Source organism: Janthinobacterium sp. CG_23.4 (assembly GCF_029892305.1).
GTDB classification, from domain to species: Bacteria; Pseudomonadota; Gammaproteobacteria; order Burkholderiales; family Burkholderiaceae_D; genus Janthinobacterium; species Janthinobacterium lividum_D.
The window spans coordinates 3,879,687-3,904,009 of sequence record NZ_JARXUX010000001.1 but is presented as its reverse complement, the minus strand read 5'-3'; the positions used below and the strand labels follow the sequence as shown (position 1 = coordinate 3,904,009).

At 61.9% G+C, this 24,323-nt stretch carries 22 protein-coding genes and 1 pseudogene; 9 read left to right on the top strand and 14 right to left on the bottom strand.

All coding sequences use genetic code 11. From position 1 onward, the window contains the following. Positions 1–231 carry a DUF6139 family protein gene (locus H4V96_RS17495; RefSeq protein WP_196854654.1) on the bottom strand — a complete coding sequence of 77 codons (231 nt, stop codon included), beginning with the start codon at positions 229–231 and terminating at the stop codon, positions 1–3. 441 nt (positions 232–672) lie between these two features. Here H4V96_RS17495 and H4V96_RS17490 point away from each other — a divergent pair, with 441 nt between their 5' ends. Then, positions 673–1,887, top strand: a complete 1,215-nt coding sequence (locus tag H4V96_RS17490; protein ID WP_196854655.1) for an O-antigen ligase family protein — start codon at positions 673–675, stop codon at positions 1,885–1,887. Positions 1,888–1,976: 89 nt separating this feature from the next. Here H4V96_RS17490 and H4V96_RS17485 read toward each other — a convergent pair. Continuing rightward, positions 1,977–3,215, bottom strand: a pseudogene (locus tag H4V96_RS17485) (malic enzyme-like NAD(P)-binding protein); the annotation flags it as partial. Positions 3,216–3,422: 207 nt separating this feature from the next. On the opposite strand from H4V96_RS17485, the gene H4V96_RS17480 reads away from it, so the two are divergent. Both H4V96_RS17480 and H4V96_RS17475 read left to right on the top strand, forming a co-directional pair. Beyond that, on the top strand, positions 3,423–4,448 hold the full coding sequence (locus H4V96_RS17480) for a LacI family DNA-binding transcriptional regulator (RefSeq protein ID WP_043462670.1): 1,026 nt from the start codon (positions 3,423–3,425) through the stop codon (positions 4,446–4,448). 72 nt (positions 4,449–4,520) lie between these two features. After that, positions 4,521–5,060 (top strand): hypothetical protein, encoded by a 540-nt coding sequence (locus H4V96_RS17475; protein WP_280721077.1) that lies wholly within the window; start codon positions 4,521–4,523, stop codon positions 5,058–5,060. On the opposite strand, the gene H4V96_RS17470 is transcribed toward H4V96_RS17475, so the two are convergent. The 11 genes from H4V96_RS17470 to H4V96_RS17420 form a co-directional block, all read right to left on the bottom strand. Continuing rightward, entirely contained in the window at positions 5,036–5,662 is a 627-nt protein-coding gene (locus H4V96_RS17470; RefSeq protein WP_196854657.1) for a LysE family translocator, read from the bottom strand. The two genes, H4V96_RS17475 and H4V96_RS17470, sit on opposite strands and share 25 nt — an antisense overlap. Positions 5,663–5,741: 79 nt before the next feature. Further along, a complete protein-coding gene (locus H4V96_RS17465; RefSeq protein ID WP_196854658.1) occupies positions 5,742–6,539 on the bottom strand; it encodes an AraC family transcriptional regulator in 798 nt (265 codons plus the stop codon). Positions 6,540–6,544: 5 nt separating this feature from the next. Continuing rightward, on the bottom strand, positions 6,545–7,108 hold the full coding sequence (locus H4V96_RS17460) for a pepsin/retropepsin-like aspartic protease family protein (protein ID WP_196854659.1): 564 nt from the start codon (positions 7,106–7,108) through the stop codon (positions 6,545–6,547). A gap of 19 nt (positions 7,109–7,127) precedes the next feature. Next, positions 7,128–8,591: a ribonuclease G gene (gene rng, locus H4V96_RS17455; RefSeq protein ID WP_010401074.1), complete on the bottom strand. Its 1,464-nt coding sequence runs from the start codon at positions 8,589–8,591 to the stop codon at positions 7,128–7,130. Positions 8,592–8,634: 43 nt separating this feature from the next. Beyond that, the gene (locus H4V96_RS17450) at positions 8,635–9,255 is read right to left on the bottom strand and encodes a nucleoside triphosphate pyrophosphatase (protein ID WP_010401073.1); all 621 of its coding nucleotides are present in this window, start codon (positions 9,253–9,255) and stop codon (positions 8,635–8,637) included. 7 nt (positions 9,256–9,262) lie between these two features. Further along, positions 9,263–9,733 (bottom strand): 23S rRNA (pseudouridine(1915)-N(3))-methyltransferase RlmH, encoded by a 471-nt coding sequence (gene rlmH / locus H4V96_RS17445; protein ID WP_035821794.1) that lies wholly within the window; start codon positions 9,731–9,733, stop codon positions 9,263–9,265. Between the two features lie 6 nt (positions 9,734–9,739). Beyond that, complete coding sequence (rsfS, locus tag H4V96_RS17440) at positions 9,740–10,426, bottom strand: ribosome silencing factor (RefSeq protein WP_010401071.1); 687 nt, start codon at positions 10,424–10,426, stop codon at positions 9,740–9,742. Then, positions 10,427–11,095, bottom strand: coding sequence for a nicotinate-nucleotide adenylyltransferase (locus tag H4V96_RS17435; RefSeq protein WP_196854864.1), 669 nt, complete (start codon positions 11,093–11,095; stop codon positions 10,427–10,429). Positions 11,096–11,106: 11 nt separating this feature from the next. Then, on the bottom strand, positions 11,107–12,021 hold the full coding sequence (gene hemF, locus H4V96_RS17430; RefSeq protein ID WP_029496632.1) for an oxygen-dependent coproporphyrinogen oxidase: 915 nt from the start codon (positions 12,019–12,021) through the stop codon (positions 11,107–11,109). Positions 12,022–12,225: 204 nt separating this feature from the next. Continuing rightward, the gene (gene purD / locus H4V96_RS17425; protein WP_196854660.1) at positions 12,226–13,494 is read right to left on the bottom strand and encodes a phosphoribosylamine--glycine ligase; all 1,269 of its coding nucleotides are present in this window, start codon (positions 13,492–13,494) and stop codon (positions 12,226–12,228) included. 72 nt (positions 13,495–13,566) lie between these two features. Further along, positions 13,567–14,292 (bottom strand): YebC/PmpR family DNA-binding transcriptional regulator, encoded by a 726-nt coding sequence (locus H4V96_RS17420; RefSeq protein WP_010401062.1) that lies wholly within the window; start codon positions 14,290–14,292, stop codon positions 13,567–13,569. A gap of 155 nt (positions 14,293–14,447) precedes the next feature. Between H4V96_RS17420 and H4V96_RS17415 the strand changes: the two genes are divergently transcribed. From H4V96_RS17415 to H4V96_RS17400, 4 genes are all read left to right on the top strand, one after another. Beyond that, the gene (locus H4V96_RS17415; RefSeq protein ID WP_196854661.1) at positions 14,448–16,919 is read left to right on the top strand and encodes an alkaline phosphatase D family protein; all 2,472 of its coding nucleotides are present in this window, start codon (positions 14,448–14,450) and stop codon (positions 16,917–16,919) included. A 104-nt stretch (positions 16,920–17,023) separates the two neighbouring features. Continuing rightward, the gene (locus H4V96_RS17410) at positions 17,024–17,944 is read left to right on the top strand and encodes an EamA family transporter (RefSeq protein WP_196854662.1); all 921 of its coding nucleotides are present in this window, start codon (positions 17,024–17,026) and stop codon (positions 17,942–17,944) included. Between the two features lie 29 nt (positions 17,945–17,973). Further along, positions 17,974–18,369: a methylglyoxal synthase gene (locus H4V96_RS17405; protein ID WP_010401058.1), complete on the top strand. Its 396-nt coding sequence runs from the start codon at positions 17,974–17,976 to the stop codon at positions 18,367–18,369. A gap of 92 nt (positions 18,370–18,461) precedes the next feature. Next, on the top strand, positions 18,462–19,391 hold the full coding sequence (locus H4V96_RS17400; RefSeq protein ID WP_280721194.1) for a quinone oxidoreductase: 930 nt from the start codon (positions 18,462–18,464) through the stop codon (positions 19,389–19,391). 186 nt (positions 19,392–19,577) lie between these two features. Here H4V96_RS17400 and H4V96_RS17395 read toward each other — a convergent pair whose 3' ends face one another. After that, complete coding sequence (locus H4V96_RS17395) at positions 19,578–20,207, bottom strand: DUF4136 domain-containing protein (RefSeq protein WP_196854663.1); 630 nt, start codon at positions 20,205–20,207, stop codon at positions 19,578–19,580. A gap of 218 nt (positions 20,208–20,425) precedes the next feature. Between H4V96_RS17395 and pepN the strand changes: the two genes are divergently transcribed. Both pepN and H4V96_RS17385 read left to right on the top strand, forming a co-directional pair. Next, complete coding sequence (pepN, locus tag H4V96_RS17390; protein ID WP_196854664.1) at positions 20,426–23,080, top strand: aminopeptidase N; 2,655 nt, start codon at positions 20,426–20,428, stop codon at positions 23,078–23,080. A gap of 136 nt (positions 23,081–23,216) precedes the next feature. Then, a complete protein-coding gene (locus H4V96_RS17385; protein WP_010401051.1) occupies positions 23,217–24,218 on the top strand; it encodes a class 1 fructose-bisphosphatase in 1,002 nt (333 codons plus the stop codon). Positions 24,219–24,323: the final 105 nt, after the last annotated feature.

Here is a 24,323-nt window from a genome sequence, read left to right as displayed (position 1 = left end):
TTACATATCTTTCAAGCCCGTGATCGCATAGCCCTTGGCGGCGATCTGCTGGTGCGGCTGTTCGATGTGGTAGTCGGGCAAGGCCTGGGCCTCGTCGGCCACTTCGCTGGCGCGCACTTCGAGTTGCCAGTCGGTATTGGTCACTTCTTCAGGAATGAGCTTTCCTTCCGGTACGGCGAGGTAGGAAAAAATGCCGTCGTGCTCGGCCCGGCGGTAGATGTCTACGCGCATGAATGCCTCCTAGTAAGCGTTGGGGAAACCGGCGCACCGTAATGCATACCGATAGCGTGAGCGTAACAGGATTGTGCCGGCCACGGATTGTAGCGTGTGCAGCAAGAGGCAAGGCGAGGTAGCTAGTGACGCACAGCAACGATGCGCGTGTTCGGCCGCTTTTTCCGTGCGCCGCAGCAGGCGCAGGCGGGCAGTGGCCAGGGCTTGTCCATCGTCGCTTCTGGTCGTGCGCCAGCACGGCGGCACGAGTCAACTGCACCGCGCCAGCGGCGGCCAGGGACTGCTGCTGGAAATAAGCCTGCCGCTGGCGCCGCCAGGCTAAGCCGGCGGCGGTTTGACTTGCCCTGATGCATAGGCGATACTGCTTTCCTGCACCGGCCCGCTACCGTGTGTCGCGCTGCAGCGCCACCGTTTTTCACTAGATACCGAGCCCAACCCTCCATGAATTTCTTTGCCCGCCGTTCGCAATCGCCTCAAGCCATTCTTGCCGTCTTGCCGTTCACCCTGTTCTTTCCACTCGGCTTCATGTACACCGGCGTGGTGGCTTTCATCATCGCCTACCTGCTGGCCGGGGACTTTGCCAGCCGCTGGCGGCACATCAAGGAAAGCCCCTTGCGCTGGCCGGTACTGGCGTTGAGCGTCGTCTCCGTGTGCGCCGGCATCTTCCTCGAACGCCCGCCCAGCGAATTCTGGACTGATATCGTGCATTATCAGATTTTTGTCTTCTTATTGTTCTTTTCCAGCATCGGTCCCGGTGCGTGGCAGCGCCGCGCTGTGAATACCTTTTTTACCGGCGCCACGGTGGCCGCTACCCTGTTTTATCTCAATTATCTGGGCCTGCTGCCGCACTGGAATTTTTTCCGCAGTTATGTGATTTATTCCGGCAACAAGTCGATCCTGCTGGGAGTGTTGCTCGGTCTTGCTTCCGCCTGGATGCTGTACCAGTTGAGCGAGCAGCCGGCGCGCCCCGTCAACTGGCCACGCCTGCTGCAATTCCTGTATGTGGCCGCAGCCGGGCTATTGCTGGGCAAGACGCGCACGGGCAGCCTGATCTTTGTCATGCTGTGCATGCTCATCGGTTCGCGCCACCTTCATCTGTCATGGCGCAATGTGCTGGGCGTGCTGACAGTGGGCGTGCTGCTGGCCCTGCTGTTGGCGCAAGCGTCGGGACTGCGCCAGCGCGTCGACGGCACGTTGGCAGATCTCAACGCCTTTTCCGAAGGCAAGGCGACCAGCGAACAGGGCATCCGCCTGGCGATGTATGGCGTCACCTTGCGCATCATCGCCGAGAAGCCGCTGCAGGGGCACGGTGTCGGCACCTGGCTGCAAGAATACCGCGCCAGGACAGTGGGCGACCCGATCAGCATTCAATTGACGCCGCACAATGACTATATGCTGTATATGTCCGAAATCGGGCTGTTCGGCCTGCTGGCATTGCTGTGGGTACTGGTGGGGCTGCTCGTGCATGCCTGGCGCAAGGGGGGCGAGCATGGCATGTGGCTGGGGATGCTGACGCTGTCGCTGATGCTCGGTGCCATGTTCAACGCGATGATACGTGATGGCGTCTTCGGCATGGCCTTCATGATCTTGCTGGCCATTCCGCTGGCGGGCGCCTTGCCGGCGCGGGCGGGGCAGCAGCCCCGCGTACCGGGCTGATACGGTAATGCGCGCCGTCCCCATGTGCGGGCGGCGCGGTCCTGCTTTCCTGCTTTACATCAACTGGCTTACTTGCCGCTGGCCGGCACGCGCGTAGCCACGCCGCTGGCGATGGCCGCTTGCGACACGGCAGGCGCGACCCAGCTGCGCAGGCGCTCGTCGAACGGCGACGGTATCAGTTGCAAAGGCGTCAGCGCGCTGCTGGTGTGGCCTGGCAACGGTTCTTTTGCCAGGGCGGCGATGGCGCGCACGCAGGCCAGCTTCATCTCTTCATTAATCGTGGTGGCGCCCACGTCGAGCGCGCCACGGAAGATGTAGGGGAAGCACAGCACGTTGTTGATCTGGTTCGGGTAGTCCGAGCGGCCCGTGGCCACGATGGCGTCGTCGCGTACGGCATGCACTTTTTCCGGGGCGATTTCCGGATGTGGGTTGGCCAGGGCGAAGATCAAAGGCTTGGCAGCCATCGATTCGACCATCTGCGCGCTGACCACGCCGCCCTTCGAGACACCGATGAAGATGTCGGCGCCGACCATGGCAGCGGCCAGGTCGCGGTCGCTCGTGTCATTCGCGTAGCGCGCCTTGTTCTCTTCCATGTTGGCATCGCGGCCCGGGTAGATGACGCCCTGGCTGTCGCACACTTTCAGCAGCGACTTGTTCAGCCCCAGCGAGACGAGCAAGTCGAGACAGGCGATCGAGGCTGCACCGGCGCCAGAGACGGTCACTTTGACGTTGCCGATATCCTTGCCTACCAGTTCCAGACCGTTCAGGATGCCGGCCGCGACGATGATGGCCGTGCCGTGCTGGTCGTCGTGGAAGACGGGGATGTTCATGCGCTTGCGCAATTGCTGCTCGATGTAGAAGCAGTCCGGTGCCTTGATGTCTTCCAGGTTGATGCCGCCGAAGGTTGGCTCCATGCGCACCACGGTGTCGATGAACAGGTCGGGATCGTTCTCGGCCAGTTCAATGTCGAACACGTCGACGTCGCCAAACTGCTTGAACAGGCAAGCTTTTCCTTCCATCACCGGCTTGCTGGCCAGCGGGCCGATATCGCCCAGTCCCAGCACGGCGGTGCCATTCGTGATCACGGCCACCAGATTGCTGCGCGAGGTGTAGATGCCGGCCGTGCGCGGATCTTCCACGATGGCTTCGCAGGCGAAGGCCACGCCTGGCGAATACGCCAGGGTCAGGGCGCGTGCGTCGCCCAGTGGTTTGGTTGGCGTAACGGAAATCTTGCCTGCGCGGGGTTCAGCGTGATAGGCGAGGGCGGCTTCTTTCAGGTTGAAATTTTCGCCGTGTTGGTCGGCGTGCTGGCTGTGGGAAGTAGACATAAGAATGATGAGAGGGGCATACAGTGCCCGAGTGGTGAATCCAGACCATGTTATGCAAGCGTTTGCACGCTGTCAAGGCTCGATTGGTGGGAAGTCGATCAAAACCGCTTTGAGAAATGGCTTTATTCCAATGCAAGCGTTTGCTCGGTTTTTGACGGAAAGAGGAATTTTTACGATAAAATCAAGGTATTGCGATCCGAAAAGCCCATGACAAACAAGAACCCCACCTTAAGCGACGTAGCACGGGCCAGCGATGTGCACTTTTCCACTGTCTCGCGCGTGATGAACCCGGCAACGCGGCACATGGTCAGCGCCGAGGTGGCCGCGCGCGTGCTGGCCGAAGCTGGCAGGCTCGGCTACCGCCCGAATCGCGCTGCCTCTACGCTCGTCACGCGCAAGTCGCGCATCATCGGCGTGGTCTTGCCCGACATTACCAACGCCGTATTTCCGCCGATACTGCTGGGTATTGAGGAAGGCTTGCGCAAGCATGGCTATCTGGCCATCGTCGCCAATGTGGGCGCCGACGAGGAAGAGCAGCTGTTCGTCATCAACCGTCTGCTGGGGCAGCAAGTCGATGGCCTGATACTGGCTACGGCGCGCCGCCACGATCCCGTCATCAAGATGTGCATCGACCAGAATGTGCCTGTCGTCACCGTCAACCGCAGTGACGAGACGGGCATCGCATCGTGCGTCGTCAGCGACGACGCGGTCGGCATGCGCCTGGCCGTCGAGCACTTGCTGGCGCTGGGCCACCGCCATATCGCGCACATCGCCGGCCCCGAAAACCTGTCCACGGGCCACGTGCGCCGTCTCGGTTTCCTGGCCGCCATCGAGGCCAGCGAACTCGATCCCTCGCAAGCGTTCGTGTTTGAAAGCAGCGGCTATTCGCGCGAATGCGGCAAGGCAGCCTTGCTGGCGCTGCTGCGCGAATCGCCGCAGACGACGGCCGTGGTGACCGGCAGCGACCTGGTAGCCATCGGCTGCTACGATGCCATCCGCGAACTGGGCTTGAACTGCCCGCAAGATATTTCCGTCGTGGGCCACAACGACATGCCCTATATGGATATGATCCGTCCCCCCCTGACCACCATCCGCATTCGCCACCATGGCATCGGCACGGAAGCGGCGCGGCTGATCCTGCAAACCATCGATGCGCCCGATTGCGCGGTGCTCGACGTGCGCTTGAAGCCCGAACTGGTGGTGCGCGAATCGACGGCCGCCCCCAGGCACTGATGCAAAGCTAGTGGTCGCGCCGCTGCAAGGTGGTACACTGGCGGCCCTCAACGTATTTTGCCCTCCATCGCCATGACCAAAACCACCACGCCTTCCCCGAAACGCCGCGAAGAGGGCGTCGCCAAGCTGACCGTCAATCCTTTTCTTGACGCCGAGTTTTACGCGCGCATGCGCGATTACACGGAGCGCGATGCGGCCATCATCAAGGAATTGAAAGCGATCGCCGAGATCCGCGCCGGCAACAAGCAGCCCGATCCCCGCCTGGCGCCGTCGTTGCAAGCCCTGCGCGATACCGTCAAGAAAGGCTTGAGCTTTGGCGACATGCTCGATCGCATGGCCGCCGGCAAGGAAAAAGGCTTGTGGGAACCGTGGATGACGACCTTCGGCATCGAGATCCGCGCCGTCAACTACGGCGCCGGCCCGCGCAACGCCTGCCTGGTGCTCGATCTGGCCGCAAATGCCCCTGCGCACGCGATGTTCGCCAAGGCGGGCATCCAGAACTGGCGCAGCCTGGCCGCCGACGACTGCTCCGTCGTGCGTTCGGAAAAAGCCACCGAAACGTCGCCACTGAAAGTGTACGCCGTGTTTTACCTCGATCCATTGCCAGCCTGATCCGCCAACAGCACCACCGCCAGCACGATCAGCATCACGCCCGACAGCCGTTCCAGCAGCGGCAGCGCGCGCGCAAAGCGCTGCCGCAGGGCGCTGCTGCCGATGGCCAGCGCCAGCGCCATATCCCACGCCAGCACGGCAACGACCATCCACGCGCCATACGCCACCATCGCAACGGGATTCGTCTGCCTGGCGGCCAGCACGGTGGCCAGGCTGACGTAGAACAGCGCATTCTTCGGGTTCAGGATGGCGGAGACAAACCCCATCGCGACACCGCCGCGCCAGCGCGCCTTGCCGGTGGCAGGCTTGGCATCCAGGCGGCTCTTGCCCGCATGGCGCAAGAACAGGCAGCCCAGGTACAGCAGATAGGCGCATCCGGCCAGCCGCACTACCAGAAATGCCGTACTGCCCGCCTTGAGCACCGATAGTCCCGCAAACGCCGCCACGATAAACACCGCATTGGCCAGCGTAATGCCCACGCACGTGCCGGCTGCGCCGCGCCAGCCGTGGGCCAGCGAGGTGCGTGCGATCAGGAAAAAATCGGGACCGGGCGATAGCAGGGAAAGAAAGTGGGCGGCGGCGATGAAGAGGAAATCGTGCATGGAGTTTGGCTCCGGCAATGGCGATGCGCGAGTATGCAGGGGCTGGCGGCAGCCTGTATTGAAGAAAATTGCGGGCGCCTTAGCTGCCCTGGCCGCGATAGCGCCCCGGCGTGATGCCCGCATGCGCCTTGAAGACGCGCTGCATATGGCTCTGGTCGGCAAAGCCCAGCTCATGCGCCAGTTGCGCCAGCGCCGTCCCTGCCTGCAAGCGACTGCGCGCGCGGTTGACGTGCATATTTAGCTGGTAGGCATGCGGCGTCATGCCCGTGGCGGCGCGAAAAGCGCGTATCAATTGATACGCGCTCAGGCCCGCCGCTTGCGCCAGCTGCCGCAGGCTGGCCGAAGGCCGCGCCTGCAGCGTTTCGAACACGGGCGCCAGTTGCAGCGGCAGCGGCTTGCGTCCCGAGGGCAGCAGGTCTGCACGGGTATCGGCGCAAGCGCCCAGGAACGCCAGCAGCGCCGCATCCTTCTCTGCCACGCCGGCGCTTGAAAACAGCAGCGCATTCATGGCGCAAAACTGTGCGTACAGCCGTGGGCAGTGCAACACCGTCGCCGTGTCGCCATCGAGCGCCGGCGCGTGTGCTTGCAGCCACCGCGCATCGAGATGCAGCATCTGGTAGCTCCAGAAGGCGCCAGGCAGGGGGTTGCAGGCGTGCACGCAGCCGGCCGGCACCAGCACCAGGCTGCCATTGCCGAGGGCGACCTTGCCGTCTTTGCTGCCCGTAAAGATGCTGCCGCCAGCGTCGACGGCGCCAATCGAAAACGTGGGATGGCTGTGCGGCTTGTAGCACGCCTGGCTGTGGCAGGCGCGCCGGCTCTCCATGTGGGGCAGAGCCGGGTCACGCCAGAAGGCGGTGCTGCCGTTGTGTGCGGACATAGGCGTCAAGCAGCAGGCGCGGGCGGGCGCAAATACAGCATTTGATGCTGCAGGTCGAACAGCACCGGCATTTGCTGGAAGAAATCCGTGCCTAATATGCCATCTGCCTTGAATTCATTTGGCAATGCAATCAACAGGGGCGAGATACTCTTGCCACCCGGCAGCGACAGTGTGATCGTGCGGCAGGGGCGTCCGGGACCCAGCTTGAACGCGCATTGTTCCACGCGCGAAGCTGCTTCAGCTGCCGAACTCTTGATGATAGAGACGGAGGCAGCCGTATCGAGTACCAGGCGATAGGTTTTCTTGCCGTCGGCCAGATGCAGTAGCAGTCCTTCATCGATGCTTTTGCGCTGCCGGCCCGTGCAGGCCAGCCCCGGCAGCGATTCTGCGACCTCCGGCGTCAGGTGCAGGCTGGTGCTTGCACCCGTGTCGAGCACGAAGGGCAGCGTCTTGCCATTCAGGTCCAGTTGCACCACAGGCGTGCCGTTGGCGAGGCTGACGGGGAGCGCAGCGGCCAGGGCCGTCGATGCACACAGCAGTAACAGGCACAGGGCGGCGTTTGTTTTCATGCTCAGCGTGCGCAGCGGGCTACATCAGGATGACGTCGTACTGCTCCTGGTGGTAGGCATTTTCCACCTGCAGCGAAATTTTCTTGCCGATGAAATCACCGAGCATGGCCAGGTGCTGCGATTCTTCTTCGAGGAACAGATCGACGACTTCCTGCGAGGCGAGGATGCGGAACTCGCGCGGGTTGAATTGTTTCGCTTCGCGCAGCAGTTCGCGCAAGATTTCATAACAGATGGTGCGCGAGGTCTTGACTTGTCCCTTGCCGGCGCAGGCCGGGCACGGTTCGCACAGGATGTGGGCCAGCGATTCGCGCGTGCGCTTGCGCGTCATTTCCACCAGGCCCAGCGGCGAGAAATTGCTCACCGACACCTTCGTGCGGTCGCGCGACAAGGTGCGTTTCAATTCGGCCAGCACGGCGTTGCGGTGCTCGGCGTTGTCCATGTCGATGAAGTCGAGGATGATGATGCCGCCCAGGTTGCGCAGGCGCAGCTGGCGCGCGATGGCGTGCGCCGCTTCCAGGTTGGTCTTGAAGATCGTGTCGGCAAAATTGCGCCCGCCGACAAAGCCGCCCGTGTTGACGTCGATGGTGGTCATCGCTTCCGTCTGGTCGACGATCAGGTAGCCGCCCGATTTCAGATCGACGCGGCGGCCCAGTGCGCGCAGGATTTCCTCTTCTACGCCGTACAGGTCAAACAGCGGGCGTTCGCCCGTGTAGTGCTGCAGACGTGTCAGTTCGCTGGGCGTGTAGATTTCCGCAAATTCGCGCAATTTCACATAGTTTTCGCGCGAATCGACCTGGATGGTGGCCGTTTCATCGCCGACGAAGTCGCGCAGCACGCGCTGTGCCAGGCTCAAGTCCTGGTGCAGCAAGCTGGTGGCCGGGCGCGTGCGCGCGCCGTGCGTGATGGTGCTCCAGGTCTTGCGCAGGTAATCGACGTCCGCCTTCAGGTCCGCGTCCGAGGCATCCTCGGCCATGGTGCGCACGATGTAGCCACCCTTTTCATCGGGCGGCAGCAGGCTTTGCAGGCGCACGCGCAACTGTTCGCGTTCCGCTTCCTTCTCGATTTTCTGCGAGATGCCGATATGCTTGTCTTGCGGCAGGTACACCAGCATGCGCCCGGCGATGGAAATTTGCGTCGACAGGCGTGCCCCCTTGGTGCCGATCGGGTCCTTGATCACCTGCACCGTCAGCACCTGGCCGTCGAAGAGGATTTTTTCAATCGGCGCGGGAGTGGTGTTCTGGCCATCGTGGCCACGCGCTTCCCAGATGTCGGCCACGTGCAAAAAGGCAGCGCGCTCCAGGCCGATGTCGATGAAGGCCGATTGCATGCCCGGCAATACCCGCACGACTTTGCCGGAATAGACATTCCCGGCCAGGCCGCGCGTGAGCGTGCGCTCGATGTGCAATTCCTGCACGGCGCCTTGCAAGATGAGGGCGACGCGGGTTTCTTGCGGCGTGATATTGATCAGGATGTCTTCGTTCATGGAGGCGGGGGAGTTGAGGCAACGAATGACATCATACCCGTCTTCAGGGCAGGGGCAAACCTGCTAGCTTGAGCAATTGTGCGGTCTCGTACAGAGGCAGGCCCATGATGCCGGAATGGCTGCCTTCGATATGCTCGACGAACAGGGCGGCGCTGCCCTGGATGCCATAGCCGCCGGCCTTGTCATATGGCTCGGGCGTGGCGCAATAGGCGGCGATGGCGGCCGGCGAGAGTACGCCGAAGCGCACGTGTGACACTTGTGTGCGCTGCTCGGCGAAGTGTTGGTAGTGCACGGCGATCGAGGTCAGCACCTGGTGCGTGCGGCCAGACAGCTGCTGCAGCATCGCCACGGCTTCAACGCGGTCGGCTGGTTTGCCAAGGATGACGCCATCGATGGTGACGGTGGTGTCGGCTGCCAGCACGGGGCGCGGTGGCAGGTGGCGGCGGTGCACCAGGTTCCAGGCAAAGGCGGCTTTTTCATTCGACACGCGGGCGACATAGTCGAGCGCCGACTCGCCAGCGAGGACTTCCTCGGTGACGTCGGCGCCGCGCGGGCCATCGCTGCGCAGCAGCAGCAATTCGAAATCGATGCCGATCTGGCGCAGCAATTCGCGCCGGCGCGGGCTTTTGGAGGCAAGGTAGATCTTGTGATCAGCCGTTTTCATGGGAAGTTCAGACGCGGTGGTAGGGGTGGTTTTGCGTGATCGACCAGGCACGGTACAGCTGCTCGGCGAGGATCACGCGCACCACGCCGTGCGGCAGGGTCATGCTGGAGATGCGCAACATGCCTTCGGCTCGCGCCTTGAGTTGCGGGTCGAGGCCATCGGCGCCGCCGATCAGGAAGGCCGTGTCGCGGCCATCCTGCTGCCACGTCATCAATTGCTGCGACAGGCCGACGCTGGTCAAGTCCTTGCCGCGTTCGTCGAGGGCGATGATACGCACGCCCTTGGGCAAGACGGCTTCGATGCGTTCGCGTTCCAGCGCCATCGCCGTGGCGGCGGTCTTGCTGCCGGAACGCTCCACCGGCTTGATTTCTTTCAGCACGATGCGCAGTTCCGGTGGCATGCGCTTCGCGTATTCGGCGAAGCCCGTCTCTATCCAGGCCGGCATTTTATGGCCGACCGCAGCGATGATGAGCTGCATCGAGGCTTACTCTTCGACTTTTTTGATACGCTTGATCACGGTTTTTGCCGGTGCAGCATCGGCTGCCGGCTTGGCCGCGCGTGGGGCGCGCACTTTTTTCTCTGGCAGCGCTTTCAAGGCTTTCACGGCAGCCGCTTCGGTCTTGGTCGGCGCCACTTTCACGGTTTTGCCGACAGCTTTGGAGGCGGCTTTTTTCGCCGGCGCTTTCTTGGCGGCGCTCGCTGGCGTGGCTTTCTTCGCTGGCGCTTTCTTTTCGATCACAGGCGAAGCTTCCACCTTGGCCTTGCTTGCTGCCAGATGGCCGCTGACCTTTTTCGGCTCATCACCGGCAGCTTTTTTCGGCGCGCGCTTGGCGGCACCGAGCTTGATCGGGGTATCGCCCCAGATTTCTTCCAGGCGGTAGTAGGCGCGGATAGGTGCTTGCATGATGTGGACGATCATGTCGCCCAGATCGACCAGTACCCATTCGCCCGTTTCCTCGCCTTCCATGCCGATGATTTGGCCGCCGGCGTCCTTGACTTTGTCGCGTACCGAGGCAGCGAGTGCCTTGGTTTGACGGTTCGAGGTACCGGAGACGATCGCGATGCGGTCGAACAGGCTGGTCAGGTGACTCGTTTCGAAGACGGCGATGTCTTGGCCTTTGACGTCTTCAAGGGCGTCAACGACGAGGGTTTGCAGTTTTTTGATGTCCATTTAGCTTTTGTATAAATTATGTTGTTCAATATAGTCTAGCACTAGCGGGGAAACAAGCGAGCTTGCCCGATCCCCCCGTTGTAATGCCGCACGTATTTCGGTGGCGGAGATATCCACCGCGAAGTCCTGTGCCAGATAAGTCAGACCGTGCGGCGTGTTGCGGATGCTTTCCAGCGACCCCAGGCGGCGCGAAAATTCGTCGGCGACCACTTGCGGTACTGCTGTGTCATTCAGCGCGAAGCCGGGGCGGGCTGCGACGCAGATATGCGCGTATTCAAATAATTGCTGCCATTGGCGCCATGTCGCGAGGCGCTGCAGCTGGTCGGCGCCCATCAGGAAAACGATGGAAGCGCGCGGTCCCAGTTCTGCGCGTACCTGGCGCAAGGTATCGATGGTGTAGCTGGCCTGGCCATGTTCGCTGCGCTCGATTTCCTGGCGGTCGATCACCACGCGCAGGGGCAGGCCGGCAAAGGCAAGGCTGGCCATCTCGGCGCGCTGCTGGCCGGTGGCGCCCAGATTGCCCTTTTGCCAGGGCGCGCCCGCTGGAATCACGCGCAGCTCGTCGGCTTGTAGCAGGCTGGAAAAATGCGTGCCCAGCGCGACATGGCCATGATGCACCGGATCGTAGCTGCCGCCCAACAGCGCCACGCATGCTGTCGTTGCCGTCATGCTACCTATGGTCACGCCTTCAGCCAGTCGCGATGCACGAGGAAATCAGTATACAACGCCGCTTCTGGACTGCCCGCTTCCGGGTGCCAGTCGTAGCGCCACTTGACTATGGGCGGCATCGACATCAGGATCGCCTCGGTGCGTCCGCCCGACTGCAGTCCGAACAGGGTACCACGGTCGAAGACCAGGTTGAATTCGACATAGCGTCCGCGCCGGTAGCACTGGAAATCGCGTTCGCGTTCAGCGTAGGGCGTGTCCTTGCGGCGCGCCAGGATCGGCACATAGGCGTCAATGAAGGCGTCGCCGACGCTGCGCAGCATCGCAAAGCTGTCGTCAAAGCCCAGGGCATTGAAGTCGTCGAAGAAGATGCCGCCCGCGCCGCGCGCTTCGCGCCGGTGCTTCAGGTAGAAATAATCGTCACACCACTGCTTGAACTTCGGATGCAGCTGCGCGCCAAACGGTGCCAGCGCATCATGGCAGACCTGGTGAAAGTGCTGCACGTCGTCCGCATCGCCATAATACGGCGTCAGATCCATGCCGCCGCCAAACCACCAGACGGCTTCGCCATCGGTATTGACGGTGCTGAAAAAGCGCACGTTCATGTGCACCGTGGGCGCATACGGATTGCGCGGATGCAGCACCAGCGACACGCCCATCGCTTCCCATGCCTTGCCACCGAGTTCAGGGCGCGCCGCTGCTGCCGATGGCGGCAATGCGGCGCCGGTAACGTGCGAAAAATTCACGCCGCCACGCTCGAACACATTGCCTTCCTCGATCAGCCGCGAAATGCCGCCACCGCCCTCGGGGCGCTGCCAGGTATCGGTCAGGAAGGGCTTGCCGTCCTGCGCTTCGAGCGCTTGCACGATACGGCTTTGCAGATCGAGAAAATAAGCCTTAACGGCCGAAGGAGAGGGAGTTGACGACATCGCGTGGGCCGACGAGGCCGAAATAAAAATTAAGGGTGGATTGTACCCTGTTACGCGTTTTTGTGATAGCGCGGAGCTTGCACTGTGCGTTCGTGTTGTGATTCAGCGCACCTGCGGCGTGGCGCTTTCCTGCATGACGGTGATGGACGGGACCGGGGCGGATAAATACCGCGCCGGCCCCGCCGTTTGCCGTCAGCGGCTGGCTTAGTGCTTCAGGCCGCGCCAGCCGATGTCGCGGCGGTACTGCGCGCCGTCGAAATGGATTTTTTCCACCGTTTCATATGCCTGCTTCTGCGCCATCTTGATGCTGTCGCCCAGGCCCACCACGCACAGCACGCGCCCGCCGTTGGTGACCAAGCGCTCGTCCTCGATGCGGGTGCCCGCATGGAAGGTGACGGAGTCGCTCGTTTCGGCCGGGATGTCGCCGATTGGCGTGCCTTTGACGGGATCGTCCGGGTAGCCGGCGGCAGCCATGACCACGCCGACAGCCGTGCGGCGGTCCCATTCCAGTTCCACCGCATCGAGCGTGCCGTTGACGGCGTGTTCCATGACGCTGACCAGATCGGTTTTCAGGCGCGCCATGATGGGCTGCGTTTCCGGGTCGCCCATGCGGCAGTTGAATTCCAGCGTCTTCGGCGTGCCCTTGTCATCGATCATCAGGCCAGCGTACAGGAAGCCCGTGAATGTGATGCCGTCCTTGGCCATGCCCTGGATGGTCGGATTGATGATTTCGCGCATGACGCGTGCATGCATGGCCGGCGTGACGATCGGTGCCGGCGAATACGCGCCCATGCCGCCCGTGTTCGGTCCCTGGTCGTGGTCCTTCAGGCGTTTATGGTCCTGGCTGGTGGCCAGTGGCAGGATGTTCTTGCCGTCGCACATGACGATGAAGCTCGCTTCTTCGCCAGCGAGGAATTCTTCGATGACGATGCGCGCGCCGGCGTCGCCGAACTGGTTATCGGCCAGCATCATGTCGACCGCCTGGTGTGCTTCTTTCAGCGTCATGGCAACGACCACGCCCTTGCCGGCGGCCAGGCCATCAGCCTTGATGACGATGGGCGCGCCCATGGCATCGATGTAGGCATGCGCGGGCCCGACGTCGGAAAACGTCTGGTAGGCTGCCGTCGGAATGCCGTGGCGCTGCATGAAGGCCTTGGCGAAGTCTTTCGACGATTCCAGCTGCGCCGCTTCCTTGGTCGGGCCGAAGATTTTCAGACCGCGCGAGCGGAACAGGTTGACGATGCCGGCCGCCAGCGGCACTTCCGGACCGACCACGGTGAGGCTGATGTGTTCCTGCTGAACGAAGTCGGCCAGCAATTGCGGGTCGCTGATGTCGAGGTTGACCAGACGCGCATCGCGCGCGGTGCCGCCATTGCCCGGAGCGACATACACCATCTGTATGCGTTCGGACTGGGCCAGTTTCCAGGCCAGGGCGTGTTCGCGGCCGCCAGAGCCGACTACCAGAATTTTCATAGGGACCGTTCGTTCAGTGTGGGTTGCAGGGCGGCGCTGCCGCCCTTGTAGGCAGAGTAATTAGTTCTCTGATTAGTTCTCTATTAAAGCGTTGGTGAACACTTCCTGTACGTCGTCGAGCAACTCCAGCGCATCGATCAGCTTTTGCATCTTGATGGCATCGTCGCCCGCGTACACGGTTTCGGTCGCCGGTTTCATGATGACTTCGGCCACTTCGGCCTTGAAACCGGCCGCTTCCAGCGCTTCCTTGACGGTGGCGAAATCGTGCACGGGGGTCAGCACCTCGAAGCCGCCTTCTTCGTCGGCGATGACGTCGTCGGCGCCCGCTTCCAGCGCCGCTTCCATCAGCTTGTCTTCATCGGTGCCCGGCGCGAACAGCAACTGGCCGCAGTGCTGGAACATGAAGGCGACCGAGCCTTCGTTACCCATGTTGCCGCCGTTCTTGTTGAAGGCGTTGCGCACTTCGGCCACCGTGCGTACTTTGTTGTCGGTCATGCATTCGACGATGACGGCCGCGCCGCCCACGCCGTAGCCTTCATAGCGCACTTCTTCATAGTTGGCGCCGTCGACGCCGCCGCTGCCGCGGTTGATCGCGCGCTGGACGTTGTCTTTTGGCATGTTCGCATCGGCCGCCTTGTCGACAGCCAGGCGCAGGCGCGGATTGGTGATGGCGTCAGCGCCGCCCATGCGGGCCGCGACCGTGATTTCCTTGATCAGGCGTGTCCAGATTTTGCCGCGCTTGGCATCGGTGGCAGCCTTTTTATGCTTGATATTGGCCCATTTGCTATGTCCTGCCATGTCGAATCTTCCTTAGACGGGTGTTCAATTGTGGCCGACATTTTAGCATATCGCCCCCCCGCCAAGCGCCGTGGTCACGTCATCAAGATGACACAATCTGTTGCTAAAGTGACGCGCTTTCACCATATCGAGAGCGCGACATCATGGCAAGTCAAATGGATAGACGGCAATTTCTTAAATTGGGCGGTTTTATAACTGCCTCTGTCGCCACCGTCGGCCTCGCCGCCTGCGGCAGCACCGACTACAGCGATCCGGGCGTGCCGCTGGCATCGGGCAGCGACTGGAAATTCCCGCAAAGCGTAGCCTCGGGCGATCCGCGCGCCGACAGCGCGATGCTGTGGACGCGCGTCGTGCCTGCCAGCTTTGATGCTGTCGCCCCTGCCGTGGCCGGAAAATCGGACGTGGCCGTGCGCCTGATCGTCAGCGCGCTTGATAATACGGCCGCGCTGGGCAGCAACACGGCCCTGGCCGGCGCCCCGATCGTCGATGCAAAACTGCCTCTGAAAGCTGATTTCGACAATACGCTGCGCCACAAGGTGACGGGCTTGCAGCCAGGCCAGGTGTATTTTTACCAGTTCATCGCCGGCGACGTGCGCTCCAACGTGGGCCGCTTCAAGACGGCGCCCGCCGCCACGGCCGACGTAGCGCAGTTGCAGTTCGCCTATCTGACGTGCCAGGACTGGAGCATCAATCACTGGGGCGCGCTGTCGCACATCGCCGCCAACGAGTCGCTCGACTTCATCGTCCACCTGGGCGACTACATCTATGAAACGGTGGGCGAGGGCTTCCAGAGCGGCGCCGTGGAAAGCCGCCATGACCAGCTGAAATTGCCCGATGGCACGTTCAAAAGCGGCAACGCGGGGGCCAAGTACGCCACCACGGTGGCCGATTACCGCTATCTGTACAAGAAATACCGCACCGATACGCGCTTGCAAGCCGTGCACGAGCGCTACGCCTTCATCGCCATCTGGGATGACCACGAATTCACCGACGACGCCTGGCAGGACGCCTCTACCTATGAAGGCATCGTGGCCGCCGATGGCAGCGACCTGCACCAGCCGAATCGCCGCCGCAGCGCCAACCAGGCCTGGTTCGAATTCATGCCGGCCGACGTTACGTTCGATGCCGCCGCGACGACGTTCCAGAATATCCAGATTTATCGCGATTTCCAGTTCGGCAAACTCATGCAACTGGTCATGACGGACGAGCGCCTGTACCGCGCCGACCACGCGATCGCCGAAGCGACGATCAATCCGGCCACGGGCAAGCCCATGGGCAGCGTCGGCAGCCGCTACCTGGTGCCGCAAGCGCTGTTCGATAGCGTGGAAGGGCAGAAAATGGCCGCCGCGACAAAGGCTGGCACCGATCCGCTGGCCGCCGTCGGCATGCTGGGCAGCACGCAGCGCGACTGGTGGAAAGGCAAGATGAAGGCGGCCACGTCCACCTGGAAGCTGTGGGGCAATGAAGTGTCATTGCTGCGCATGGGCTTGAATGGCACGGATGCGATAGCCACTTTGCTGGCGCTGAGCGCCATGTCGAAAGTGGGTCAGGCCATTGCCAGCACCCTGCCTTTGGTGGGCGGCAGCGTGCCGCTGGCGTCGGCCATCGTGGCCGCCTCGACGGCGGGTGCGTCAACGACCGTGGCGCAGGCAGCGGCCATGGCCATTGCCGGCGCAGGCGCGAACGCCAGCGCGCAGGGCGCCGCAGCGGTGGGTGCCGGCTTGAGCGCGGCCCAGGCCGGCATCACGGTGGCTGCCTATAATAGCGGCTCGCCGGCCGCTGCCGCGCAAGTGATCGCCTTCGGCTGGATCAAGCCCGACGTGCAGGCCAAGGGCGCCGCCTCGGCCTTTGTCGCCGCATCGGGCCAGCAAGCTGCGCTGGCGCCATTTTTCACGCGCTTCTTGCTCAATTGCGACCAGTGGGATGGCTACAACAGCGAACGCAAGAATCTGATGGCGCACCTGAAAACGAATGCCATCGGCAACGTGGTGGCCATCACGGGCGATATTCATTCCTTCTTTGCCGGCACGGTCAGCGACGATTTCGACGCGCCAGGCGGCGGCACGCCCGTCATGGTGGACCTGGTGTCGGCCGGCGTCAGTTCCGACTCCTTCTTCAGCTACCTGAAGTCGGCCGCCGGCAGCATGGGCGATATCGGCACCCTCGTCAGCTATCCGCTGGCCATTCCCGTGACGGGCCTGGGCACGCTCAACCTCGACATCAACCTGCTCGACTACACCATGGGCAAGGCGGCGCCTACCGTCGATAGCCTGCTCGAGCAGTTGCGCGTGCAGTTGCGCGGCGCGCTGGCCGCCAAGGGCGTGCCGGAAGTGCAGCTCGATGCCACGGTCGTAGCCGTGCAGGCGGGCTTGAAAGCGAGTGCTGACTTCAATACGACGCTGCTGGGCCTGGCGCAGCAATTGTCCGGCCTGGGCAATAACCCGTGGATCAAGCATCTCAATACCGATGCGCAGGGTTACACGGTGGTCACTGTGACGCCGGGCAAGCTGGTGGCGCAGTTCAAGCAGGTGAATAAACTGATCGGCACGGCGGCACCAAGCAACGTGATTGCGCGTGTGACGACGGCCACGGTCACGGCGGGCGCGGCGGCGGTGGCGGTTTCTTAAACTTGTTTCTTGAAAGTTAAGCCCAAGGCAAGGGCCGGGGTCGTACCCCAGTATTTGCCGTTGGGGTTATCAGCCACCCTTGGCTTTTGCCTTACAATCTGGGCATGAGCCCCAGTTCCCCGCAAGCCACACCATCTTCGCTTCCCCGTTCCGTCTACCTCGGTGGCTTGGCCATTGCCGTGGGCGGGGCGGTACTGTTTTCCACCAAGGCCATCGTCGCCAAGTTGCTGTACCGCTACCAGATCGATGCGGTCACCCTGATCGCCTTCAGGATGATTTTCTCGCTGCCCGTGTTCGCCGTCATCGCCTGGTGGAAGATGCGCACGGCGCCGCCGTTATCCAACAGCGATCGCTGGCGCTTGATCGGGCTGGGTCTGGTTGGCTATTACCTGTCGAGCTATCTGGATTTCCTGGGCCTGCAATATATTTCCGTGGGGCTTGAGCGGCTGATCCTGTTTCTGACGCCCACTTTCGTGCTCTTGATTACCACCGTCTACTTCAAGCAGCGCATCAGCCGCATCCAATGGCTGGCCCTGCTCACTTCGTATTGCGGCATCGTACTGGTCTTCGTGCATGACTTGCAGGGCGGTGCCAGCAACGTGGCGCTCGGTTCCACGCTGGTGCTGGGCTCGGCCTGTGCGTATGCCGTGTATCTGCTGGGCTCGGGCGAATTGGTAAAACGCATCGGTTCGATGCGGCTCGTTTCCTACGCCATGTGCGTGGCCAGCTTTGCCTGCATTGCGCAATTTTTCATTCTGCGCCCGGTCGGGATGCTGATACAGCCCATGCCTGTGTATGGCTTGTCTGTATTGAATGGTCTCTTTTGCACGGTGATGCCCGTCTTCATGACGATGATCGCCGTCGAGCGCATAGGCGCGCCCGTCGCCTCGCAGGCGGGAATGATCGGCCCCGTATCGACGCTGTTCCTGGGCGCCATGATCCTCGATGAGCCCATTACCAACTGGCAACTGCTTGGTACCAGCCTGGTATTGGCCGGTATTTACTTGCTGTCGAAAAAGAAATAATTCCTCCACCCACAGAACTGATTCTCACCATGAAAACACGCATCGCCCTGATTGCCCACGATAAGAAAAAAGATGACATGATTACCCTGGCGGGCGAATACCTGGATTTTTTGAAGGGGTGCGAACTGTCGGCCACGGGTACCACGGGCGGGCGCCTGATCAATGAGCTGGGCTTGCAAGTGGAGCGCAAGCATTCCGGTCCGTTCGGCGGCGACTTGCAGATCGGCTCGCTGCTGGTGGAAGGCTTGATCGATTGCGTGATCTTCTTGCGCGACCCGATGACGCCGCAGCCACACGAGCCCGACATCAACGCCCTGGTGCGCGCCTGCGACGTGCACAATGTGGCTTGCGCGACGAATCTGTCGTCGGCCCACCTGGTGCTGTCGCAGCTGCAACTGCGGGCGCTGGCCAATCCGGCGCCCTGAGCTTTTCCCGATTCTTCTTCAAGGAGCATAGTGTGAGCGCAACGATTAGCACCAAAGCCATCCGCGTGCAGCGCGTAGGCGGCCCGGACGTGATGGAATATGTGGATGTGGAGCTGCCGCCGCCCGGCCCCGGCGAGGCGCGCGTGAAACACGCGGCGATCGGCCTGAACTTCATCGATGTGTATTTCCGCACCGGCTTGTATCCGCAAGCGCTGCCCAATGGCCTCGGTGTCGAGGGCGCGGGCACCGTCGAGGCGGTGGGAGAGGGCGTCACCGAGGTGAAAGTGGGCGACCGTGTGGCGTATGCGGCGCGCATCAACGGCGCGTATGCGCAGCAGCGCAACCTGCCGGCGGCGCTGTTGCTGGTGCTGCCCGAGCGCATCGCTTTCGACACGGCCGCCGCCATGATGCTGCAGGGCTTGACGGTGCAATACCTGTTTCACCGCACGGTGGCCCTGAAGGCTGGCGACACGGTGCTATTCCATGCGGCGGCGGGCGGCGTCGGCCTGATCGCCTGCCAGTGGGCGAAAGTGCTGGGCGTACACCTGATCGGCACGGCCGGTACCGATGAAAAGGCGGCGCTGGCCAAGGCGCATGGCGCCGCCCATGTCATCAACTACAACACGGAAAACTTCGTCGAGCGCGTGCGCGAGATCACGCGCGGCAAGGGCGTCTGCGTGGTCTACGATTCCATCGGCAAGGATACGTTTACGGGCTCGCTCGATTGCCTGGCGCCGCTGGGCATGATGGTCAGCTTCGGCAACGCGTCCGGTCCCGTGCCGGCGTTTACGCTGGCCGAGCTGGCCTCGCGCGGTTCGCTCTTCATCACGCGCCCGGCCCTGTTCAGCTATGCTTCCAACCGCGCTAACCTGGAAGAGATGGCCGCTTCGCTGTTTGGCGTCGTCAGCAGCGGTGAAGTCAACATCGAGATCAGGCAGCGCTATGGCTTGGCTCATGTGGCCCAGGCGCACGCCGAGCTGGAAGGGCGCAAGACCACTGGTTCTAGCATCATCGTGCCATGAGCGGCGACAATGACGGCACGCCGAAATTGGGCCGCCTGCTGATCGTGTTGCTGCTGGCCGTAGCGCTGGTCGGCGTACTCACTTTTGCTGCCGAGGCGTATTACTCGTAGATATAAAATACGCGTAGACATAAAAAAACCGGCTTGCGCATTGCTGCACCAGCCGGTTTTTTGTCTGGCCAAGTCTTTAGTCGATTTTGACTTCGACCTTGCGCGGTACGCCGCTCTGGCCGGGGAAGTCGGCAAAGGCGCTGGCCACCATGGCCGGCATGATTTGCGACGTGGCGCGCTTGTTGCCGGTCGAGTGCACGGTCACGTCGTACAGTTTCTTGCCGTTGCGGTCATTGATCGTGACGCGCAATTCGCGTTCGTATTGATGCCGCACGCTTTCTTCCACCTCCATCGGGCCATACCAATAGGGGTTGTAGGCGAAGCGGCCATAGCCTGGCCATGCACCGTAGCGATAGCCGTAGCGGCCAGGCCAGTAGCCGGCGCCATACCAGAATGGATCGGCCGCTTGCAGCACGCGCTCAGGATAGTCGACGGTCGAAAAATGCATGGCCACGCGCAAATTGGCCGCCGCAGGGCCGGAAGCCTCGCCGAAGCCGTGTTTTGCCAGTTCCGCGCGCAACAGGTTTTGATAGCTGCGGTATTCCAGCGTGTCGTTTTCCGCCACTGGCGCTTCAAAGACATACGATTGGTCCCGTAATTGCGCCGGCCACTCATGGAAGACGGTCACATCGCTGCGCACGGTGGTGGCGCATCCGGTCAGCAGCACGGTCAATGCGGCCAGCATGATGGTGAGGTATCGTTTCATCGCATGATCTCCTGATAGTAGACGCAATTTGTCGCCTGGAAGTATAAGAATAGTTCTATTTTTCCCCAGGTATTATTACAGAATGTTACCTGCCATGCCGGCGTGCAAGGCAATCTGACATTCCTGAGCTGAATCGGCGCAATTGGCGGCTGAATCGGTCCTTTCCCTGCCTGGTGTTGGTAAAATAGGCTTTTGCCTCCGCTCCCGCCAAAATCCCTATGCGCACAGACAGCCCTCAGACGATTTACCGCAAAGATTACACGCCGCCCAGCTTTCTCGTTGACAGCGTCGAACTTGGCTTCGATCTCGATCCCGCCCGCACAGTGGTGGCGAGCCGGATGCGCATGCGCCACAATCCGGCCAGCAGTAGCCGCAGCATCGAGTTGCACGGCGAACACATTGAACTGGTGCAAGTACGCCTGAACGGCAAGCTGCTCAAGCCGTCGCAATACAAGCTGACGCCGAGCATGCTGACCATCCCCAAGGCGCCCGACGAGGTGCTGCTCGAGATCGAGACTGTGCTGGCGCCGCAGGACAATACCTCGCTGTCCGGCCTGTACGTGTCGAACCATAACTTCTTCACGCAGTGCGAAGCCGAAGGTTTCCGCCGCATCAGCTTCTTCCCGGATCGTCCGGACGTGATGGCCAGGTACACCGTCATGCTGCGCGCCGACAAGGACAAGTATCCGGTGCTGCTCTCGAACGGCAACCTGATCGAAGAGGGCGACCTTGGTGACGGCCGCCATTACGCCAAGTGGGAAGACCCGTTCAACAAGCCGTCTTACCTGTTTGCCCTGGTGGCGGCGCGCCTGGTGTGCCAGGAAGAGCGCTACAGCCTCAAGTCCGGCCGCGAAGTGCTGTTGCAGGTGTGGGTGGAAGAGGGCAATCTGGATAAAACCGATTACGCCATGCAGTCGCTGAAAAACTCGATACGCTGGGATGAAGAACGCTTCGGCCTGGAGCTGGACCTGGACCGCTTCATGATCGTTGCCGTGGGCGACTTCAATATGGGCGCCATGGAAAACAAGGGTTTGAACATTTTCAATACCAAGTATGTGCTGGCCAATTCACGCGTGGCGACCGACGTCGATTACGCGGGTATCGAAGCGGTGGTGGGCCATGAGTACTTCCATAACTGGACCGGCAACCGCGTGACCTGCCGCGACTGGTTCCAGCTGTCCTTGAAAGAAGGCTTGACGGTGTTCCGCGACCAGGAATTCTCAGCCGACATGATAGGCACGGAGACGGGGCGCGCCGTCACGCGCATCGATCAGGTGCGCACCTTGCGCCAGGCGCAGTTTCCCGAAGACGCGGGCCCGATGGCGCATCCCGTGCGTCCCGATTCTTTCGTTGAAATCAATAACTTTTATACCGTTACGATCTACGAAAAAGGCGCCGAAGTAGTGCGCATGTATCAGACCCTGGTGGGCCGCGACGGTTTCCGCAAGGGCATGGACCTGTACTTTGCGCGCCACGATGGCCAGGCCGTGCAGTGCGACGATTTCCGCGCCGCCATGGCGGACGCGAACGGCCGTGATTTCACGCAGTTCGAGCGCTGGTACAGCCAGGCCGGTACGCCCATCGTGCAAGCTTCCACGCGCTACGACGCGGCCAGCCAGACGTTCGAGCTGACCCTGGCGCAAAGCTGCCCCGCCACGCCGGGCCAGCCGGGAAAACTGCCATTCCACATTCCTTTCAGCGTCGGCTTGCTGGGCGCGGATGGGCGCGACCTGCCGCTGCACGTCGATGGCGTGGCGTCGAACGGCGCCACCAGCGTCGTACTGGAGCTGACCGAAGCGTCGCAAACCTTCCGCTTCACGAGCGTGACGCAAGCACCAGTGCCTTCGCTGCTGCGCGATTTTTCCGCACCGGTGGTGCTGGAATACGACTATACCGATGCGCAGTTGCTGCACCTGTTCCGTCATGACAGCGATCCTGTCAACCGCTGGGAAGCGGGCCAGCGCCTGGCCATGGAACGCCTGCTGACACTGACCGGCGCCGTCGCCACTGGCGCCACGCTGGCGCTGGACGACACCTTCATCGCCGCGCAGCGCGCCTTGCTGGCCGATGAAACGCTCGACCCCGCCTTCCGCGAGCTGGCCTTGATACTGCCGTCTGAAACCATCATCGCCGAGCGCATGGCGCAAGTCGACCCGCAGGCGATCCACGCAGCGCGCCAGTTCATGCGCAGCACCATCGCCACCGCCTTGAAGCCCGAATTGCTGGCGCAATACCACGCCAACCAGACGCCGGGCGCATACAGCCCCGACGCCCTCTCGGCCGGCAAGCGGGCGCTGAAAAACCTGGCCCTGTCCTACCTGTTGATCGCACCAGGCGCGCAAGAACTGGCACTGGCGCAGCAGCAGTTCGACAGCGCCGGCAACATGACGGACCGCGCCGCAGCGCTGGCCGCCCTGATCCATTCGGGTTCCACTGCGCACGCGCAGGCCGCCCTGGTCAGTTTCTATCGCGACTTCGACAATGAAGCGCTGGTGGTCGACAAGTGGTTCGCCATGCAGGCGGCCGCGCCAACGACCGATGTGCAAGCCGTGCGCCAGTTGATGACGCACCCGGCTTTCACCTTGAAAAATCCGAACCGCGCGCGCAGCCTGATCTTCAATTTCACCAGTGGCAATCCATCGCAGTTCCATGCGGCGGACGGCAGCGGCTATGCCTTCTGGGCCGAGCAAGTCATCGCGCTCGACGCCCTGAACCCGCAAGTGGCTGCCCGCCTGGCGCGTTCCATGGACCGCTGGCGCCGTTACGTGCCGGTCCTGCAAAGCCGCATGCGCGAGGCGCTGGAACAAGTCGCCGGCCAGACCAGCTTGTCGAATGATGTGATGGAAGTGGTCAGCAAGGCATTGGCCCACTGAATGCATGTCGGATCATGCACTGCGGGCGAATCCGACCTACGCGGCGTCATGATTTCGTAGGTCGGCTTAGCGCCAACGGCGCGTAAGCCGACAATCGCCGCACGAGACGTATTTAAAACACTAACTAAGGGGTTTCATGAAACGCATCAGTCTTACGCAATACCTGGTTGAAGAGCAGCGCTCGAACAACAGCATTCCGGCCGAACTGCGCCTGCTGATCGAAGTCGTCGCGCGCGCCTGCAAGACCATCAGCCACGCTGTCGGCAAGGGCGCCCTCGGTGAAGTTCTGGGCACGGCCGACACGGAAAACGTGCAGGGCGAAGTACAGAAAAAACTCGACATCATCTCCAACGAGATCCTGCTCGAAGCGAACGAATGGGGCGGCCACCTGGCGGCCATGGCGTCGGAAGAAATGGAATCGATCCACCCGATCCCGAATCGTTATCCGAAGGGCGAATACATGCTGCTGTTCGACCCACTCGATGGCTCGTCGAACATCGATGTCAACGTCTCCATCGGCACCATCTTCTCGGTGCTTAAAGCGCCGGAAGGCATGGGTCAGCCGACCGAGCAAGACTTCATGCAGGCAGGCACCAAGCAGGTCGCCGCCGGCTACGCCGTGTATGGCCCGCAAACCATGCTGGTGCTGACGTTCGGCAATGGCGTGAACTGCTTCACCCTGGACCGCGAAATGGGTTCGTGGGTACTTACGCAAAGCAATATGCAAATTCCGCCGACGACCAAGGAGTTTGCCATCAATATGTCGAACGCGCGCCACTGGCATCCGCCCGTCAAGCGCTATGTCGACGAACTGCTGGCCGGCGACACGGGCCCGCGCGGCACCAACTTCAATATGCGCTGGATCGCCTCGATGGTGGCCGACGTGCATCGCATCCTGAATCGCGGCGGCATCTTCATGTACCCGGCCGACCTGCGCGACACCTCGATGCCGGGCAAGCTGCGCCTGATGTACGAAGCGAACCCGATGGCCTTCATCGTCGAGCAAGCCGGCGGCGCGGCCACCGACGGCCAGCAGCGCATCATGGACATCGCTCCGCACAAGCTGCACCAGCGCGTGCCCGTCTTCCTCGGTTCGAAAGACGAAGTGGCCCGCGTCACGGCCTACCACGCTGAGTAAAAAGCCGCACTTCCCCACGCTTTTCAGCGGCCCGCAGCAGGGCCGCGAAAAAAATGCAAAAAAGTTCGCGTTGACACTAGCAAATTTTGTGCATTGTTTGTAGAA